This window comes from Limnohabitans sp. (genome assembly GCF_017848645.1).
Taxonomy (GTDB): domain Bacteria; phylum Pseudomonadota; class Gammaproteobacteria; order Burkholderiales; family Burkholderiaceae_C; genus Limnohabitans_A.
The window spans coordinates 1-17,861 of the sequence record NZ_JAFEIF010000051.1; the positions used below are offsets into that span (position 1 = coordinate 1).

The 17,861-nt window shown below is 63.9% G+C and carries 19 protein-coding genes; 7 read left to right on the forward strand and 12 right to left on the reverse strand.

The window, feature by feature from the left end; genetic code table 11:
* The 3 genes from QZ190_RS11655 to QZ190_RS11665 all read left to right on the forward strand — a co-directional run.
* Window positions 1-529: nuclear transport factor 2 family protein (locus QZ190_RS11655; RefSeq protein WP_291916462.1), on the forward strand; the 529-nt coding region annotated here is incomplete at its 5' end.
* 44 nt (window positions 530-573) lie between these two features.
* The gene (locus QZ190_RS11660) at window positions 574-1,932 is read left to right on the forward strand and encodes a L,D-transpeptidase family protein (RefSeq protein WP_291916464.1); all 1,359 of its coding nucleotides are present in this window, start codon (window positions 574-576) and stop codon (window positions 1,930-1,932) included.
* A gap of 48 nt (window positions 1,933-1,980) precedes the next feature.
* A complete protein-coding gene (locus tag QZ190_RS11665) occupies window positions 1,981-2,271 on the forward strand; it encodes a 2Fe-2S iron-sulfur cluster-binding protein (protein WP_291916466.1) in 291 nt (96 codons plus the stop codon).
* 18 nt (window positions 2,272-2,289) lie between these two features.
* Here the strand turns inward: QZ190_RS11665 and ntrC are convergent, their stop codons facing one another.
* The 9 genes from ntrC to QZ190_RS11710 all read right to left on the reverse strand — a co-directional run bounded on the left by ntrC (window position 2,290) and on the right by QZ190_RS11710 (window position 11,874).
* Window positions 2,290-3,867, reverse strand: coding sequence for a nitrogen regulation protein NR(I) (ntrC, locus tag QZ190_RS11670; protein WP_291916612.1), 1,578 nt, complete (start codon window positions 3,865-3,867; stop codon window positions 2,290-2,292).
* A 34-nt stretch (window positions 3,868-3,901) separates the two neighbouring features.
* Window positions 3,902-4,963, reverse strand: a complete 1,062-nt coding sequence (glnL, locus tag QZ190_RS11675; RefSeq protein ID WP_291916468.1) for a nitrogen regulation protein NR(II) — start codon at window positions 4,961-4,963, stop codon at window positions 3,902-3,904.
* The gene (locus tag QZ190_RS11680) at window positions 4,960-5,577 is read right to left on the reverse strand and encodes a hypothetical protein (RefSeq protein WP_291916470.1); all 618 of its coding nucleotides are present in this window, start codon (window positions 5,575-5,577) and stop codon (window positions 4,960-4,962) included. The genes glnL and QZ190_RS11680 overlap by 4 nt, the downstream gene beginning before the upstream one ends.
* Before the next feature lie 5 nt (window positions 5,578-5,582).
* A complete protein-coding gene (gene glnA, locus QZ190_RS11685; protein ID WP_291916472.1) occupies window positions 5,583-6,998 on the reverse strand; it encodes a type I glutamate--ammonia ligase in 1,416 nt (471 codons plus the stop codon).
* Between the two features lie 283 nt (window positions 6,999-7,281).
* Complete coding sequence (locus tag QZ190_RS11690; protein WP_291916474.1) at window positions 7,282-8,097, reverse strand: molybdopterin-binding protein; 816 nt, start codon at window positions 8,095-8,097, stop codon at window positions 7,282-7,284.
* A 52-nt stretch (window positions 8,098-8,149) separates the two neighbouring features.
* Window positions 8,150-9,079: an EI24 domain-containing protein gene (locus QZ190_RS11695; protein ID WP_291916476.1), complete on the reverse strand. Its 930-nt coding sequence runs from the start codon at window positions 9,077-9,079 to the stop codon at window positions 8,150-8,152.
* Window positions 9,080-9,107: 28 nt separating this feature from the next.
* Window positions 9,108-10,070 (reverse strand): sterol desaturase family protein, encoded by a 963-nt coding sequence (locus QZ190_RS11700; protein WP_291916478.1) that lies wholly within the window; start codon window positions 10,068-10,070, stop codon window positions 9,108-9,110.
* A 6-nt stretch (window positions 10,071-10,076) separates the two neighbouring features.
* On the reverse strand, window positions 10,077-10,970 hold the full coding sequence (locus QZ190_RS11705; protein WP_291916480.1) for a polysaccharide deacetylase family protein: 894 nt from the start codon (window positions 10,968-10,970) through the stop codon (window positions 10,077-10,079).
* Window positions 10,954-11,874, reverse strand: coding sequence for a YncE family protein (locus QZ190_RS11710; protein WP_291916482.1), 921 nt, complete (start codon window positions 11,872-11,874; stop codon window positions 10,954-10,956). The genes QZ190_RS11705 and QZ190_RS11710 overlap by 17 nt, the downstream gene beginning before the upstream one ends.
* Window positions 11,875-11,997: 123 nt before the next feature.
* On the opposite strand from QZ190_RS11710, the gene QZ190_RS11715 reads away from it, so the two are divergent.
* On the forward strand, window positions 11,998-12,825 hold the full coding sequence (locus QZ190_RS11715) for an alpha/beta hydrolase (protein WP_291916483.1): 828 nt from the start codon (window positions 11,998-12,000) through the stop codon (window positions 12,823-12,825).
* A 23-nt stretch (window positions 12,826-12,848) separates the two neighbouring features.
* Here QZ190_RS11715 and QZ190_RS11720 read toward each other — a convergent pair whose 3' ends face one another.
* Window positions 12,849-13,568: a 16S rRNA pseudouridine(516) synthase gene (locus tag QZ190_RS11720; RefSeq protein WP_291916614.1), complete on the reverse strand. Its 720-nt coding sequence runs from the start codon at window positions 13,566-13,568 to the stop codon at window positions 12,849-12,851.
* A 79-nt stretch (window positions 13,569-13,647) separates the two neighbouring features.
* Between QZ190_RS11720 and QZ190_RS11725 the strand changes: the two genes are divergently transcribed.
* Window positions 13,648-13,941, forward strand: coding sequence for a hypothetical protein (locus QZ190_RS11725; RefSeq protein ID WP_291916485.1), 294 nt, complete (start codon window positions 13,648-13,650; stop codon window positions 13,939-13,941).
* Here the strand turns inward: QZ190_RS11725 and QZ190_RS11730 are convergent.
* On the reverse strand, window positions 13,938-14,927 hold the full coding sequence (locus QZ190_RS11730; protein WP_291916487.1) for a tRNA-dihydrouridine synthase: 990 nt from the start codon (window positions 14,925-14,927) through the stop codon (window positions 13,938-13,940). The genes QZ190_RS11725 and QZ190_RS11730 overlap by 4 nt on opposite strands.
* Window positions 14,928-14,955: 28 nt before the next feature.
* Window positions 14,956-15,474 (reverse strand): GNAT family N-acetyltransferase, encoded by a 519-nt coding sequence (locus QZ190_RS11735; protein WP_291916489.1) that lies wholly within the window; start codon window positions 15,472-15,474, stop codon window positions 14,956-14,958.
* A gap of 301 nt (window positions 15,475-15,775) precedes the next feature.
* Between QZ190_RS11735 and QZ190_RS11740 the strand changes: the two genes are divergently transcribed.
* Both QZ190_RS11740 and QZ190_RS11745 read left to right on the forward strand, forming a co-directional pair.
* Window positions 15,776-16,477 (forward strand): c-type cytochrome, encoded by a 702-nt coding sequence (locus QZ190_RS11740; protein ID WP_291916616.1) that lies wholly within the window; start codon window positions 15,776-15,778, stop codon window positions 16,475-16,477.
* Window positions 16,474-17,808: a cytochrome c gene (locus QZ190_RS11745; RefSeq protein WP_291916491.1), complete on the forward strand. Its 1,335-nt coding sequence runs from the start codon at window positions 16,474-16,476 to the stop codon at window positions 17,806-17,808. Before QZ190_RS11740 ends, QZ190_RS11745 begins: the two co-directional genes overlap by 4 nt.
* Window positions 17,809-17,861 lie beyond the last annotated feature (53 nt).

Consider the following 17,861-nt stretch of genomic DNA (forward strand, 5'->3'; position numbering starts at 1 on the left):
GGCCTCGCCCAGCGCCAGCGCCTCGGCTGCGCGTGCGGCCCCCGTGCCACCCGCCAAGCCCAGCCCATCCGTTGCAGCGGCCCCGCCTGTCGCGACACCTCCCGCTGCACTGGCCGCTGCATCTGCCGCTGCACCTGCCGCAACCACAACACCCCCGCCCGCCGCACGCCCAGCGGCCGATGCCCGAACTGCAGACCGCGCAGCCATCAACCAAGCGGTGCAGGACTGGGCCAAAGCCTGGGGCGACCAGGACATGGCGCGTTATTTCGCTGCCTACGCGAACAACTTCACCCCCGCCAACCGGGCCAGCCGCGCCCAATGGGAGAGCGACCGCCGCATCCGCATCGTGTCCAAGAAATCGATCTCGGTGCAAGTGCGCGAGATACAAATCAGCTTCAATGGCGACACAGCTTCGGCGCGCTTTCAGCAGCTGTACACCTCGGACAATTTGAAGAACACAAGCCGCAAGACCCTGGAGTTGGTGCGGCAAGGTAACCGCTGGTTGATTGCGCGCGAGTCGGTGAATTGAGATCCAGACGCGCCTCGCCGCCATCCGCTCAACGTGATCGACAGGTGAGCAAAGCCTCCAAGCCTGAGCGCCATCGGCACCCCTGGCGGCTCCAAAAGCTGGGTTGGTTGGGCGTGCTGATGATGCTGACCGCCGTCCTTTGGTGGGCGCTGGACCACGCCGGGCCCAAGGCCCAAAAGGCCTGGAGCGAACTGAGCGCCAGCATGGGTCTGTCCTCCTCGACCACGATGTCCTGGCAACTGGCGTTCGAGCCGCAAACACCCCAGGCCACAGCGACGCCCGAGCTGGACCCGGAGCCGCTGGTGCGGCAAATTTACGCCCAACTGGGCGAGGGCGAACGGGCGCAGGCCCTGGCCACAGCCAGCGTGCTGGCCGAGCGTTTTCCCACCTTTCAATTGGGCCAGCTGCTGTACGCCGATTTGCTCAACATCAGCTCTGCCAACCCTGTGCCTTTGCCCTTTGAAGACGAGGAGAATGCACCGTCCTTGCGCAAACGCCTGGACGAGCTGATCCTGGAGTCCAAACGCCGACTTCAGCGCGACAGTGCACAAAGCCTGCAGGGCAAAATTCCGGCCGCCCTCGCGTTTCTGAGCCCGCAGCAAGCCTATGTGGCGGCCGTGGACGCCTCCAAATCGCGTCTGTACTGGTTCGAAAACCGCAGCGGCCCGGATGGCCGTTTGCAGTTGCACCTGGTCAAGGAAAGCTACATCTCGGTGGGCATCAACGGGGTGGGCAAGAACCAAGAGGGCGATGGCAAAACGCCCCTGGGCGTTTACTTCATCCAGCGCAATTTGCCCGGCGAAGGTCTGCCCGATTTGTTTGGCGAGGGGGCCTTGACGCTGAACTACCCCAATGCGGTGGACGTGATGCGCAAAAAAACAGGCTCGGGCATCTGGCTGCACGGCACGCCCAGCGCCCAATACGCCAGAGCCCCGGAGTCCACCGATGGGTGCGTGGTGCTCGCCAACCCCGAGATGAGACGCTTGCTGCACATGCCCGATCTGCGCATGACGCCGGTGATCATTGCCGAACAACTCGAATGGGTGAACGCAGACCAGGCCGCTCAGACATGGGCCGGCTTCAAACCCGCGCTGAACCAATGGCTGCAGGCGCGCAACGGCCGCGACCCCGAGGCCTTGAAAATCCATTACAGCCCACGCTATGAACAAGACGGCGTGGGGCTGGCGCAAGTCTGGCCACGACTGGCACAAACCACGCTGGGTTACAGCCAAACCAAGCCGCTGGAGTTGGTGTCCGTGTTGAACTGGAAAGACCAGGACCACACCATGGTGGTGACCATGAAAGACCCCAACCAGAGCCACCCCCAAGGCGCGGCCTATTTGCGCACGTATTGGCAAAAGGAAAATGGCCAATGGCGGCTGGTGTTTCAGGGCCCCACCTGATCGCTCCCGATCCAACGCACCCAACCCAATGGCTCACGCCCGGCCCGCATGAACACCGACATCCCGTTTTTCAATGGCCGCATCGACCCGGATGGCGGGAGTTTTGACGCTTGGAAATCACAAAGCTTGCTCGACTCGCTGGAGCAAGGTGGCCTGCAGTGGCCCAGCTCCTGCCGCTCAGGCACTTGCCGCACCTGCATTGGGCAACTGGTCTCGGGCCAGGTGCACTACGAGATGGCATGGCCGGGTCTCACGGCCGAAGAAAAAGCCGAGGGCTGCGTGCTGCCTTGCGTGGCGCGGCCCCTCGGCGATGTGGTGCTGCAAGACCCCTTCGCTTGACCGAAGGGTCAGCGCGCGTCAGGCCTCGTCCAGGCCCAACTCCTGGATTTTGCGGGTGATGGTGTTGCGGCCAATGCCCAGTTTTTGCGCCGCCTCGATGCGGCGACCGCGCGTGGTGGCCAGCGCCGCCTGAATCAGGCTGGTTTCAAAACGCCGGGTAAGCGCGTCCCACACATCGGTGCGACCGGCTTTGAGCAAGGCCAGGGCCTCTTGCTCCAGACCGGGCTCCCAGCCCATGGCACCGGGGTTGACCATGGCAGCGTCAAAAGGCGAAGCCAAGTTCTGCGCATGCACGGGGCGGTCATGGCCAGCCAATGAACCTGGCGCGAACTGGCTTGGCTCGGACTGGCCCAGCGCGGTCTCGGCCAAGCCGCCCCCCACACCCGAAGACAAGGCCGTGAATGCGGCAGGCGCGGCCGATGCAGCGCCTGACAGCCCCAGCACTTCGGGTGGCAAATCCTTGACTTCAATCGTTTGTGTGGGCGCCATGACGGTGAGCCAGTGGCAGATGTTTTCGAGCTGGCGCACATTGCCCGGAAACTGGAACTGGCCCAGGCGCTCGAGCGCGGCGTCGGCCATGCGTTTGGGCTCCACACCCAGCTGCTGCGCGCTGCGCTGCAGGAAGTAGCGCGCCAGCACGGGCACGTCTTCGCGCCGCTCGCGCAGCGCGGGCAGGCGCAGGCGAATCACGTTCAGGCGGTGGTACAGGTCTTCGCGGAAGATGCCTTCCTTGACGCGCTGCTCCAAATCCTGGTGGGTGGCCGCGATCACGCGCACATTGGCCTTGACGGCGCTGTGCCCGCCCACGCGGTAGAAGTGGCCGTCGGACAGCACACGCAGCAAACGCGTTTGCAAATCGAACGGCATGTCGCCGATCTCGTCCAGAAACAGCGTGCCGCCATCGGCTTGCTCAAAGCGGCCCCGGCGCGAAGCTTGTGCGCCTGTGAAAGCGCCGCGCTCGTGGCCAAACAATTCGCTCTCGAGCAGGTCTTTGGGAATGGCCGCCGTGTTGATGGCCACAAAGGGCTGGTTGGCGCGGGGCGAGTGTTTGTGCAGCGCGTGCGCCACCAGCTCTTTGCCCGAGCCCGACTCGCCCGTGATCAGCACCGTGACATGGCTTTGCGCCAAACGACCGATGCCGCGAAACACATCCTGCATGGCCGGAGCCTGGCCCAGCATTTCGGGGGCGTCGGCCATTTTTTCTTCGGCCACGTCTTCGCGCTGGCTCTCGCCCACGGCACGGCGGATCAGCTCCACCGCCTTGGGCAAATCAAAGGGCTTGGGCAGGTACTCAAACGCCCCGCTTTGGAAAGCCGATACGGCGCTGTCCAGGTCAGAAAACGCCGTCATGATGATGACCGGCAAACCGGGCATGCGCTGCTTGATGGCCGTGAGCAAATCCAGACCCGAGCCGCCGGGCATGCGGATGTCGCTGACCAGCACTTGCGGGCCGTCGCTGTCGCCTTCGGCCTCCAGCGCCTTCATCACCTCGCGTGGGTTGGTGAAGCTGCGCGTGGGCAATCCTTCGCGCAGCAGTGCTTTTTCGAGCACAAAGCGGATGGATTGGTCATCGTCTACGATCCAGATCGGCTTCATCAAAGTGGCACTTTCTGTGGTCAAGGGGAAGGCTTCAAGGCAGGGGAATCAGGATCTTGAAGTCCGTACGGCCCGGCTCGCTCTCGCACTCGATCAGGCCATGGTGTTGCTGCACAAAGGTTTGCGCCAATGTGAGCCCCAGGCCAGAGCCGCCTTCGCGCCCCGAGATCAACGGGAAGAAAATGCGGTCCTTGATCGAGTCTGGAACACCAGGCCCGTTGTCCATCACATGCAATTCCAATGCCAGGCGATAACGCTGCTTGCCAAAGGTGACTTGCCTCAAGATCCGGGTCTTGAGCGTGATCTGCGCGTCGCCTTGCGCCACGCGCTCTTGCAGGGCTTGCGCCGCGTTGTGCGCGATGTTGAGCACCGCCTGAATCAGCTGCTCTCGGTCGCCACGAAACTCGGGGATCGAGATGTCGTAATCGCGCACCACCTTCAAGCCGCGTGGAAACTCGGCCAGGATCAGGGCGCGCACGCGTTCGCACACCTCGTGGATGTTCACATCGCCCACCACATGCGGCCTGCGGTGGGGGGCCAGCAAACGGTCCACCAGGGTCTGCAGCCGGTCGGCCTCGTGGATGATGACCTGTGTGTACTCGGTCAGCTCCTTGTCATCGAGTTCCATCTCCAGCAACTGCGCCGAGCCGCGAATGCCGCCCAGCGGGTTCTTGATCTCGTGCGCCAGGTTGCGGATCAGCTCCTTGTTGGCCTGGGCCTGGTCGAGCAGGCGCTCCTCGCGCTCTTGCCGGGTTTGTTGCTCCACCGGCAGCAGCTCCACGATCACCTCGTCGGGCAAATCGGTCAGCGCCACGATGACGTGCACGGGCAAAGGCTCTTCGTGGTGCAGGCGGCGCAGCTGGGCCTCGTAGCGCAGCGCGGCAAACTCGTTGGACTGCGCACCGGACAAGGCCATGATCAGGGGCTGCGGGTCCACAAAATAGTCGGGCAAGTGCGTGTCGTAGAGCGTGCGGCGGGACAGGCCCAGCGCATCTTCGAGCGCGGCATTGACAAAGCGCACACGGCCTTGGCCCTGCATCACGGCCACGGGCGTGGCCAGCAGGTCAAAGGCCTGGAATCGGTGGGGGGTGTTCATGGCGAGCTGCGGCTGGTCTGCACCGGGCGACGGGCCAGCTCGCGCTGCAGGCTGTCGATGTCGCGTTCGGTGCGCTCGATGGCCGCCAACATGCCGGCCACGCGGTCCAGGTATTTCTGGTGGTTGCGGGTTTCTGCGGCCCACTTCTCGGGCTCACCTTGGTTGTAGCTTTGCACCAACTGCGCCAGTTGCGCACGGGCCTTGTCCAGCTCTTGCATCAGGATGGTGCGCGCTTGCGCATCGCGCTCGCTTTGCTGCACATCGGGGGTGCGGACAGGCACTGACGGGGTGCGGGGCTGGCCCGCCAGTTCCAGGGCTGCGGCACCAGGCTCGGTTGGGGTGCTGCGTCTGGGCACGGCTGTGGGCACGGGGGCGGGCACGGCAGCGGCAGCAGGCGAAGGCGTGGGGCGGGTGCCGCTGATCACGGTGATGGCCTGAGGGGCCAGTGGCTCGCACAGAGCGGGATCGCGCGGGGCATTGGTGTATTCCTGGCCGCAGCGGTAAACGGCTTGCTGCGCCTGCGCACTCAGGGCTGCACTGAATAAAAGCAAAAAAAGGACGGCCGAGGCCGTCCTTTTGAGGCATTGCACAGGTGGGTGTGCAATGGTGGTCATGGTGCTTAGAGCGAGTAGTACATGTCGTACTCGACCGGCGAGACTTCCACGCGGCTGCGGTTGACTTCCTGCATCTTCAATTCGATGTAGGCGTCGATCCACGAGTCGGTGAACACGCCACCTTTGGTCAAGAAGGCGCGGTCTGCATTGAGTGCGTCCAAGGCCTGGTCGAGGCTGGAGCAAACAGTGGGGACCAACTTGTCTTCTTCTGGCGGCAGGTGGTACAGGTCCTTGGTCGCGGCTTCGCCGGGGTGGATCTTGTTCTCGATACCGTCCAGACCCGCCATCAACAGGGCGGCAAAGCCCAGGTAGGGGTTCATCAATGGATCGGGGAAACGGGCTTCCACACGGCGGGCCTTGTCGCTGGCGACGTTGGGGATGCGGATCGAGGCGGAGCGGTTCTTGGCCGAGTAAGCCAACTTGACCGGGGCTTCGTAATGCGGGACCAAACGCTTGTAGCTGTTGGTGCCGGGGTTGGTGATCGCGTTCAGGGCACGGGCGTGCTTGATGATGCCGCCGATGTAGTACAGCGCGAGTTCAGACAAGCCTGCGTAGCCGTTGCCTGCGAACAGGTTCTTGCCGTCTTTCCAGATGGACTGGTGCACGTGCATGCCCGAGCCGTTGTCGCCCGCGTAAGGCTTGGGCATGAAGGTGGCGGTTTTGCCGTAAGCGTTGGCCACGTTGTGGATCACGTACTTTTGCAGCAGTGTCCAGTCAGCGCGCTCAACCAAAGTGGAGAACTTGGTGCCGATTTCGCATTGGCCAGCGCCTGCCACTTCGTGGTGGTGCACTTCGACTGGGATGCCCACGGCTTCGAGGATCAGCGACATTTCGCTGCGCATGTCGTGGGTGCTGTCGACCGGGGGCACGGGGAAGTAGCCGCCCTTGACGCGGTTGCGGTGGCCTTTGTTGCCGCCGTCGATCTTGGTGCCGCTGTTCCAGGGGGCTTCGGCTTCGTCAATGGCGTAGAAGGTGTTGTTCGGCTCGGTGCTCCAGCGCACTTCGTCAAACAAGAAGAATTCTGGCTCGGGGCCGAAGTAGGCGGTGTCGCCCAGGCCCGATTGCTTGAGGTAGGTCTCGGCGCGCTTGGCGATCGAACGTGGGTCACGCTCGTAGGCCTTGCCGTCGGTGGGCTCGATCACGTCGCAGATCAAGACCAGGGTGACTTCTTCGAAGAAGGGGTCGATGATGGCGCTGTTGGCGTCGGGGATCAGCAGCATGTCGGAGGCTTCGATGCCCTTCCAGCCGGCAATCGAAGAGCCGTCGAAGGCTTGACCGTCTTCGAACTTGCTTTCGTCAAACTGGGACACGGGCACGGTGATGTGCTGCCACTTGCCACGGGTATCGGTGAAACGGAAGTCAACAAACTTGACTTCGTTGTCTTTCACCATGTTCATCACATCTGCGACGGTCTTGGCCATCAAATTCTCCTGAAGGGAATGGGTTAAAAAGCTGACGCACAACTCTTGCAGTTTCTGTGCCAACTGGCCCAGTCCACCCAAGCTGAACAGCCCTAAATTGTGCCTTGAGCCCGCTGCTTTGGGCGCTTTCTGAAAGAAAAAAGCACCTGTCTGGGTTCCAGCAGGCGATCGGCAGCAGCCAAAACCTGCACTATGCCCAAAAATTGGTCCTCAAGTGCCGCGTTCAGCCTCCTAAAAATGCACTTTTTTGGTGCAATTTTGCACTATTTTGGTGAATTATGGATCAACGCACCAATTCGGGGCCATATTCCAGACTGAAGGCCTGCAGACCTTGGCGCAAGGCCTGGTAGGCTAGGTCGGCGTGGGCCGGCTCGCCTTTGACACCCAACTCGATGTGGCGCCCCCACTGCGGGTGGTCCACGCTGGGCAGGCTGAAGACTTTGACGGCCGGGTGCGCGGCTTCGATGGACTCCATCAACGGGGTCAGGGTGGCTTCCATCGCGCCCAACACAATCACCGACTTTTCGACATAAGCGTCTTGCCGGAAGTGGGCGCTGTAGTGCGTGTCCAGCACCGACTCGATCATGGGCCAGGCCATGACCGGAAAGCCGGGCACAAAGTGCACCGTGCCACCGCCAGGGCCGGTGCAGCTGAACCCGGGGATCTTGTTGTAGGGGTTGGGGATGATGGCTGCGCCTTGGGGAAAGGTGCCCATGTTCAGGCGGTGCAGGTTGTCGGCCCGCTCGGGTTCGTAGGGCAGGCCTTGCTCTTTGGCCGTGTCCTGCATGCGCTCCTGAATCAGGCGCTTGGCCTCGGGGTGCAAGGCCAGCGGAACGCCAAGGGCCTTGGCGGCGCATTGGCGGGTGTGGTCGTCCGGCGTGGCCCCAATGCCGCCGCAGCTGAACACCACCTCGCCCGAAGCAAAGGCCCGCTGCAAGGCGGCGGTGATGCGCTCGGGCGAGTCGCCCACGTACTCGGCCCAGCCCAGGCTCAGGCCCCGCGTGTTCATGAACTCGATGACTTTGGGCATGTGTTTGTCCTGGCGTTTGCCGGACATGATTTCGTCGCCAATGATGATCAGGCCAAAGGTGGGGGTCATGGGGGAACTCTTGGGGTCAGGTTGAAGGGGCAGTCGGGTATCGGGTCAAGCGTCAGAGTTTAGGGCGCGGCACGACATCGGTGATGCCGTTGTCTGTGCCGGGCTGCCCGCCTTCGAGGCGGGCAGCGGCATGCGGCGAAGCGGCAACAGGCGCTGCGGCCAGGACCTCGTCCACGGCCGCTTGCCGGGGCTCACCTCGCAGGGCCTGCAGAGCGGCCAGGCCGAAATGCGCAAACCACAACGAAGAAAAGGCGAACACCAGGGTGTAAATCCAGATGGCCACGGGCACCAAAATCACAAAGGCTGCGGCAAACAAGGCCCCCGAGGCCCACACCAGGCTGGGCGCTGCGCCCATGAGGCCCGTGACCAAGCCCATGGCCAAAAAGCTCATGCGGTGGCGGGCCATGAGGGTGTGGCGTTCGTCGGCACTGGCAAATTCGGCCAGCACGTCAAACGCCATGACGCGGTAAGTGAGCCAGCCCCAGATGAAAGCGGGCAGCACCAGGGCCAGGGGCGGCACCAGCCACATGGGCAAAGTCAGCACCAGCGCCCCCAGCGCCAGCACCAGCGAGAAAAAAGTCCACCACAGGCTCAACAGCAAACTGCCGCCGTGCTTGCGCTGCAAACCGGCAAAACGCCGCTCGGCCACCATGCGGGTCAGAGACGGGGTCATCATGAACGACACCGCCAGCAAGGACGCCACCACCACCAAGGGCGTGAACGCAAAAATCACAAGCAAGGGGGCCACCACGGTTTTGAGGTTGGCCAAGCCCACGCCCTCAAACCAGCGCCAAATGGTGTCCAGCCAGGCGCTGGCATCGAGCCAGCCCCGCACAAAAGTCACAGCCGTGTCCCAGTACAGATAGCCCAACAACCAGGACAGCGCCACGATCAGCACCAAGGGCAAGACCGACAACCCGATCACCCGGGGGTACAGGCAATACACGGCCGCGCGCCAAAAGGAATCGATCAGGAGTTTCATGGGGGAAAGCTTAACCCAAGCCAACCCTTCAAGCCCGCCCGAACAGCCGCAGCACACCCAGCCACTGCTGCGCCCAAAAGCCCTGTCCGTAATCGCGGCCTTTTTCCACCTGATCGCGGATGCCCGTGGGGTCGTAACGCAGCGTGAAATCGGCGGTGCCAAACAACATGTCCCACCAGGGCAAGAGCACGCCGTAGTTGCAGCCACCCAAGCGCCGCTGACCTTGGCGCTCGGTCTCGTGGCCGATGCCGATGCTGTGGTGCAGGCGGTGAAAACGCGGGCTGACCCACAGCCGCTCGCCGATGCGGCCAAACCAGAGGCGCACGTTGGCGTGCTGGAAGTTCTCGCTCAACTGGCCCAGCGCCACCAAGGCCACAAACTGCCCCGGCCCCACCCCGACCAACACCGCCACCACCGACAGGGCCAGGCTGGTCAGCACGTCGTCGAGCAGGTGGTTGCGGTTGTCCGACCACATGGTCATCTGGCGCTGCGAATGGTGCAGGCTGTGCAGGGCCCACCAACGCGGCAGCTGGTGCTGGCCCCGGTGCAGCCAGTAGTTCACAAAATCAAACACCAGCAGGTAAATCAAAAAGCTGACCCAGGCCACATCGCTGACACCGGGCCAGATCTGGTCGAGGTGCCAGGTGGGGGCGCCCAAGCCACGCAAGCTGCCCCAGGCTTGTTCAAAAAGCCAGTCAAAGGAGAAAAACATGGCCAGCTTGAACAGGCCCAGGCGATGGATCAGGGTGTAGGCCACGTCCACCCGCACGGCGCGGGGGTCGTGCAGCGGCTCGGCCGGCCAGCGCCGCTGCATCGGGCCGAGCACCGTGAGCAAGACCGCGATTTGCAGCAAACCCACCACCAGCCAGCCCGTGCCTTCGTAGGCTTTGTCCAGCAAATGGGCCTGCCCCGAGGCAAACACCAAGGGCTGGACCACCGCCTCGAACAGGCTTTGCTGCAAAAAAGAAAAAGCGTCAATCAGGCTGTCCATGGCGTGTCAGGATCGGGGCTGGGGCATGGATTGTGCGGGGGAAGGCGCCAGCTGCAGGGGCTGCTGGCGCACCCAATCGCGGTATTGAGGGTGCTCGCGCAAGGTGGCAAAGCACAGACCCCGGGCCTTGAGGCCCACGATCAAAGGCTCCAGCACAGCCGGGGCCCACGGGTCCTGGCGCGACCAGATGCCCAGGTGGGCCATCAGGATGTCGCCAGGCCGAATGTTTTTCAGGGCTTTTTGCAGCAAATGGGCGTTGCTGTAGCGCTCGCTGGGCAGCTCGTCACCCAAGAAACCCGCATCCGCCCAGCCCACATGCGCAAAGCCGCATTGCCGGGCCGTTTCCAGCAAACGGGCCGAGGTTTTGCCGCCGGGTGCGCGAAACAAAGGCAAAGGCGCTTGACCGGTCAGGGCCTGCAAACGGCTGGCGGCCCGGCGCAGGTTGTCGCAATACTGTGGGGCACTCCACAGCAGGTTTTGACCGGCCTGCTGGCCCGCGCTGGGGCGGATGCGAAAGCGCACATCACCCGGGCCATCGAGGTCGGCGCGCCAATAAGCGTGGTCCCAGGTGTGCGAGGCAAAGGCATGGCCTTCGGTCCCCCGTGCCCGCCACCAGGCGGCCCAGTGCTCGCCCAAGGAGCCGTCGCCTTGCTGGGTTTTTTCATGCGCGGCAAAAAAAGTCACCTGCACCTTGTGGCGCTGCAGCACGTCGGCAATCAGCGGGGCCGTGCCCATGTGGCCGGTGTCAAACGTCAGGTAGACCGGGCGGGTGCAGGTGGCAGGTTCTAACGGGGTTTGAGCTGGGGTTTGCGCCTGTGCCGTGCCAAGGCCTAAGGCGCACAGCGCCAACCAGCCAGCGGCCAGCCGCAGGCTTGGGCAGGCCTCAGTTGCGCGGCGCATGGTCCAAGGTCCAAACCCCGTGGGGCGACTTGCCCACCGGCACTTGCTTGACCAGCTTGCGCGAGGCGATGTCGACCACGCTCAGTTTGCGCGACCAACGCGAGGCCACCAAGATCAGCTTGCCGTCTGCGGTGATGTCCAGGCAGTCCGGGCCTGAAGGACCCGGCAATTGCGCCACCACTTTCCAGTCGATGAAGTCAATTTGGCTGATGGTGTTGGCCACACGGTTGCTCACAAACACATGGCGTTTGTCACCCAAAGCCCGAAAGGCATGCGCCCCTTTGCCCGTGGGAATCTTCTTGAACAAACGGGGCTTGGGGCCGCTGATGTCGTACACCTCGACCCCATCGCCCCCGGTCAAGCCCACCAACAGGTGCTTGTCGTCGGGCGTGCCGTACACATCGGCGGGCACAGAGCCGACCGATGTGCGCGAGGTCAGGGTTTGGGTGCTCAGGTCAATCGAGACGATCTCGTTGCTGTCTTGCATGCTCACCCAGACGGTCTGGCTGCGGCTGTCGATCCACAGGTGGCTGGGCGTTTTGCCGGTGGCGATGCGTTTGGACAAATGCACGTTTTGGCCGTCCCAGCGGTAAATGTCCACATGGTTCAAACGGTTGGCGGCCGTGACGAACCACTTCATGTCCGGCGAAAAACGCAGGTGGTAAGGGTCCAGAATACCGGTCACCGTGCGCTGCACTTGCGCGGTGCGCGGGTCGATGAAGGTCAGGGAGTCGCTCATGGCGTTGGCCACAATGAGCGATTTTTCATCCGGCGTCAAATAAAGATGGTGCGGCTCTTTGCCCGTCGGGATGCGTTTTTTTTCGGTCCAGGTCACCGGATCGATCACACTCACGTTGCCGTCGAGCGAATTGAGCACAAAAACGGGCGCTGGTGAATTGGCCATCACTGAATTAGCCAAAAACACCAAATAAATCAGAACTAAAAATTTGGAAAATGGAAAAAAACGAATCACTTAGGACTTTCAAAATCGCGCCTAAGTGTAATCGGCCCACCCTCAGGATTTCAGATGCAAACTCCCCGCGTTCAAAAAATAAACATCCAGGGCATCGGGCTGGAAACCCTGCGCATCGCCGCGCCCGTGGGTGCCAATGGCCCGACCCTTGTTTTTTTGCACGAAGGCCTGGGCAGCGTGCGCATGTGGCGCGACTGGCCAGAGCGCTTGTGCGCCCAACTGGGGTGTGCGGGCCTGGTGTATTCGCGCCAGGGTTATGGCCAGTCCGACCCCGTGCCCGATGTGCGCGGTCCCTCTGGCCAGGTGGATGGGCAGCGGCATGGGCGTTTGCTGCCCGACTACATGCACCGCGAAGCCTTCGAGGTCTTGCCCGCCTTGCTGCAGGCCTTGGGCATCGAGCGGCCCGTGCTGCTTGGGCATTCGGACGGGGGCACCATCGCCTTGCTCCATGCCAGCCGTTTCAAGGTGCGCGGCTGCATCGTCATGGCCCCGCACGTCATGGTGGAGCCCATGTCGCTGCAGGCCATTGCACAAGCCCGCCAGGCCTTTGAGCAAGGGGCCTTGCGCGAGCGACTGGCCGCCTACCACGCCGATGTGGACTGCGCTTTTTGGCAATGGAACGAGGTGTGGCTGAGTCCGGCTTTTGCCAGTTTTGACATCCGCGCCGACTTGGCCGACATCCAGGCACCGCTGCTGGCCATCCAGGGCGTGGACGACCCTTACGGCAGCCTGGTCCAGATCGAGGACATCGCCCAAGCCGTGCCCCACACCCGTTTGGTTACGCTGCCCGCCTGCGGCCATTCTCCGCACCGCGACCAGCCTGAAGCCGTGGCACAGGCCGTGTCCGACTTCATGGCCAGCCTGGCCAGCCATCGGCCCTGAAGGCCGCACAGAAAGACGTCAACTCAGGGCTTGAGCGCCGCCAAATCCGATGGCGTCAAAAAGCGCCACTGACCGGGGGCCAGATCGCCCAACACCAGACCACCGATTTGTGAGCGGTGCAAGGCCTCGACCCGGTTGCCCACGGCAGCCACCATGCGCTTGACCTGGTGGTATTTGCCCTCGGTCAGTGTGAGTCGAAGGTGCAGCTCGCTCACCGCCTCACAGGCCGCCGCCTTGACCGGCTGGGGGTCGTCGTCCAGCACCACCCCGCTCAGCAGCTTTTGCACCATCTCGGGCGTGATCGGGTGCTTGGTGGTGACCTCATAGACTTTGGGAACATGGTGTTTGGGCGAGCTCATTTTGTGGATGAACTGGCCGTCATCGGTCAGCAGCAGAAGGCCGGTGGTGTCCTGGTCGAGTCGGCCCACGGCCTGCACGCCCTGCACCGCCGCTTTTTTCGGGCGCTGGCGCAAAGGCGCGGGCAGCAAGGTGTAGATGCTCGGCCAGGTCGAGGGTTTTTGCGAACACTCGGTGCCTGCGGGCTTGTGCAGCAGCACGTAGGCTTTGTCCAAGTAGGGCCACTCGGTGCCTTGCACCGTGAAGTGCAGGCCCTCCAGGTCGAAAAATTCACCCGCGTCGGTGACGGTTTGGCCCTGCACTTGCACATGGCCTTGCTGGACCAGGCCTGCGCACACGCGGCGGGTGCCAAAGCCCTGGCTGAACAAGATGTCTTCCAGGCGCATGGGTTTGAGAGGTTTGGCTTTCATGGGGCATGATTGTCGCCTCGAAACAGACCCCAATCGCTTGCAGGAGACCCGGCCCATGAGTGCTGCCCTTGAAACGCTCGACCGCATGAACACCGCCCTGGCCCAAAGCCAAAACGGCCAGCTGACGCAAAGCGAGATGATCCGCCTGTGGCGCACCCTGGCCCCCTCCTTGGCGCTGCCCGCACGCTTTGACGAGGTGCTGCACCCTTTGCTCGACCGCATCGAGGCCAGCGTCTTGTTCAGCGAAGAAAGCTGCTCGTTCAGCCAAAAAGATTTGCTCGCCAGCCTGCAGATGTGGGCCGACAAGGCGCGCCTGCGGCTGTCCAGCCCAAGCGCTGCCCAGACCTAAAGCGCGGGGGCGAGGTCCCGCGCTGGAGAAGTGTGCAGCGCCAGCCAACGCTCGATGTGCGCCGCGTCGTGCACCAGACGCAGATCGTCAAAGGCCTGCTGCGCCTCGGGGTAGACCCGGCGCATGTAGTTGAGCCACTGCTTGAGCCGCCCGGCCCGGTGCCGCGTGGCCACGCGCGCGCTCACGCCCAACCAGAACACCTGCATCAAAGCCACCAAGGTGGACCAGGGCACGCCCTGCCCCGGCGCACGGCCTTGCCCAGTGGCCAGCTGGTGCGCAATGGCCAGCGCCAGCCCGGGGTCGGTGACCATGCCGCGCCCGATCATCAGGCGGTCACAGCCCGTCACTTCGCGGCAACGCAGCGCGTCGGCCACCGTCCAGATTTCGCCATTGGCCACGATGGGCAAACGCACATGCTGGCGCAAGTCGGCAATGCGGTCCCAATAAGCGGGCGGGCGGTAGCCGTGCGCCTTGGTGCGCGCGTGCACCACCAGCTCGCTGGCCCCGGCCGCCTCGATGGCTTGGGCGCAGTCCTCGGCGCGGCTGTCATCGTTGTAGCCCAGGCGCATCTTGGCCGAGACCGGGATGTGCGCCGGCACCGCCCGGCGCACCGCCGCCACAATCTGCCCCACCAGTTCGGGCTCGTCCAGCAGCACCGCGCCGCCCCGGTGCTGGTTCACGGTTTTGGCCGGGCACCCAAAGTTCAGGTCAATGCCATGCGGCTGGAGCTCGGCCAAAGCCGCCGCGTTGTCGGCCAGGCACACCGGGTCCGAACCCAGCAGCTGCACCTTGACCGGCACACCCGCCTTCGTGCGGCTTTGGTTGAGCAGCTCGGGGGCCACCCGAATGAAAGCGCGACGCGGCAAGACCGTGTTGGTCACGCGGATGAATTCGGACACGCACTCGTGCACCCCACCGACGCGCGTGAGCACATCGCGCAGCGTGTGGTCGAGCAGCCCCTCCATGGGGGCCAGCATGATGTGCATGGTGGGCCTGATAAGTAGGGCTGACCGTTCAGCCGAGCTTGCGCTTGAGGCGCACTTCTTCGACCTTCACACCGCCCAGGGGCACGGTGCGGGCGGTGTTCATCTCGCGCTTGAAGCCGGCCAGGTCATGAAAACGCAAGGTGCGCTCGTGCAGCAGCGGCAGCCACACGGTCACGTCGGTGCAGTCCTCGTCTTGAAGGCCTTCGCGGGCGGCGTCCCACAAGGCCAGGCCAATGCCCTGGCCAATGCGGTCGGGCGCGGCGTAGATGGCCCAGATCTCGCCAGTGGTGTTTTTGCTCTTGGGGTCGCGCGAGCGGTCAAAGCCCACAAAGCCCACGATCTCGCGGCCAGCCACCGCCACCATGACTTGCGGCTCGCCGTACTCGATGGCCTCTTTCCAGAACGACACGCGTTTGGGCATGGGCGTGGCGTCCCAATGGGCATCGGGCACTTGGCCTGCGTAGGCGGCGCGGCAGGCGCTCACATGCAATGAGGCTACGGCAGGCGCGTCAGCGAGGGTGGCAAATCGGACTTGGATATCGGACATGGCTTGAACAGATGAGAGGAAAACAACGCACTTGGGGCCAAAGGGCTTTCGGCGCAAAACCCGACATTGTCGCCGCATCGGTTATCTTCAAAGCATGAGGATGTTTAAAAGCAGTCAGAATTTCTCCGCACCCAGGCCCGCCGCCGCCCTGGATCACCCCACCCCAACCCGCTTGCGCCAGCCCAGCGCCTGGTTTGTCAAAGGCCTGTTCAAAGGCTTCTTCAAAGGCGTTTTTTGGGCCACAGTCGCTTTGGGCGCAGGTCCACTCAGCGCCCAAACCCCTGCCCGTTTTGCCGACGACATGGCCGAGCGCACCCGCGCCTGCACCGCCTGCCATGGCGAGCAAGGCCGCGCCGGGCCCGATGGTTATTACCCCCGTCTGGCGGGCAAACCGGCGGGTTACCTGCACAACCAGCTGCGCAATTTCGCGCAAGGCCGCCGCCACTACGACCTGATGGCCCGCCTGGTCGACCCCTTGACCGATGAATACCTGGGCGAGATGGCGCAGTACTTTGCCAACTTGCAGCTGCCCTACCCCGCCCCTGCGGCCAACAACGCCATCACGCCCGAGCGCCTGGCCAAAGGCCAGCAACTGGTCACGCAAGGCGACGCCACACGCGGCCTGCCCGCCTGCACCCAGTGCCACGGCGTGCGCCTGACGGGCGTGCAACCCAACGTGCCGGGGCTCTTGGGCTTGCCACTGGACTACCTGAACGCGCAGCTGGGCGCCTGGCAAACCGCCCAGCGCCGCGCCCACGCCCCCGACTGCATGGCCGAAATTGTCAAACGCATGCCCGCGCAAGACCTGATCGCCGTGTCCAGTTGGTTGGCGCGCCAGCCGCTGCCTGCCGACACCCGGCCCGCAGAACGCCCTCCAGCGGGCCCGGCCTTGCCGCAGGCCCTGCGCTGCGGCAGCGCACCCGAACTCTCGGCGGAACTCTCGACCAAACCCTCGGCCGCATCTTCGGCTGCGCCCCAAGCCAAGTCCGGGGGCCAACCATGAACAACGCTTTGCGCAAGATGCACCCCGTCCAACGCCTGGGCTGGGTCACGCTGACCAGCCTGCTGGTGCTGGCTCTGGGCGTGGTGTGGGACAACTGGGGCGACCTGCTGGGGCCACAACCCCAAAACACAGCCCTCACAGCCCCAGCCACCGAGGCCCAAATCGAACAAGGCCGCTACCTGGCCCTGGCGGGCAACTGTATGGCCTGCCACACCACCCGAGGCGGCACACCTTTTGCGGGTGGGCGGCGCATCGACACCCCCTTTGGCGGCGTGTACAGCAGCAACCTCACGCCCGACCCCGAGACGGGCCTGGGCCGATGGACGGCGCAAGACTTCTGGCAAGCCATGCACCGTGGCCGATCCCCCAACGGGCGCTTGCTGGCCCCGGCTTTCCCGTACAACCACACCAGCGTCATCACGCGCCAGGACAGCGACGCCATCCTGGCCTGGCTCAAGACCCTGCCCCCGGTGGTGCAGGCCCAGCCGGCCCACACCTTGGTCTGGCCCGTGGGCACGCAGCCCGCGCTGGCCGTGTGGCGCAGCCTGTTTTTTGAGCCCAGTCCTTTTCAGGCCGACAAAACTCAAACCGCCGAATGGAACCGGGGCGCTTACCTGGTGCAAGGCCTGGGCCACTGCGCCGCCTGCCACAGCCCGCGCAACGCCCTGGGGGCCAGCGGGGCGGTGTCCGACTTGTCGGGAGGCCTCATGCCCGTGGTGAACTGGTATGCGCCGGACCTGACGCGCGACAACGAAAGTGGCATGGCCAGCACGTCCCTGCCCGAGATCGTGCGCCTGCTGCGCACGGGCGCGTCCAACACCGCCCAAACCAGCGGCCCCATGGGCGAAGTGGTGCAGCACAGCCTGCAGCACCTCAAAGATACCGACTTGCAGGCCATGGCCGTTTACCTGCAGTCACGCGCCCAAAGCACGCCCCAGCCAGCACGAACCAAGGCCCAACCCGCCCGCATCAGCCTGCAAGTGGCCACTTTGGGGGGCAAAGTCTATGAAAACCAATGCCTGCAGTGCCATGGGGAGCAAGGCGAAGGCATGAAAACCGCCTCGGGCGAGGTGGCCTACCCCGCCCTGGCGGGCAACCGCGCCGTGCTGCTGAACGACCCCACCAACTTGGTGCAACTGGTGCTGTACGGCGGCTACGGTCCCGCCACCCAAGGCCACCCCCGCCCCTTTGGCATGCCCCCTGCGGTGCTGGACCTGCAAGACCGCGACATCGCGGCCGTGCTCACCCACCTGCGCACCCGCTGGGGAAATCAAGCCAGCGAGGTCACGCCCCTACAAGTCAACCGGATCCGGGCAGCGCAAGGCGGTTGAACCCAGGCCCTCGGCTTGTCAACTTCGGCACCGCCTGATCGGCCCAAAGCCTC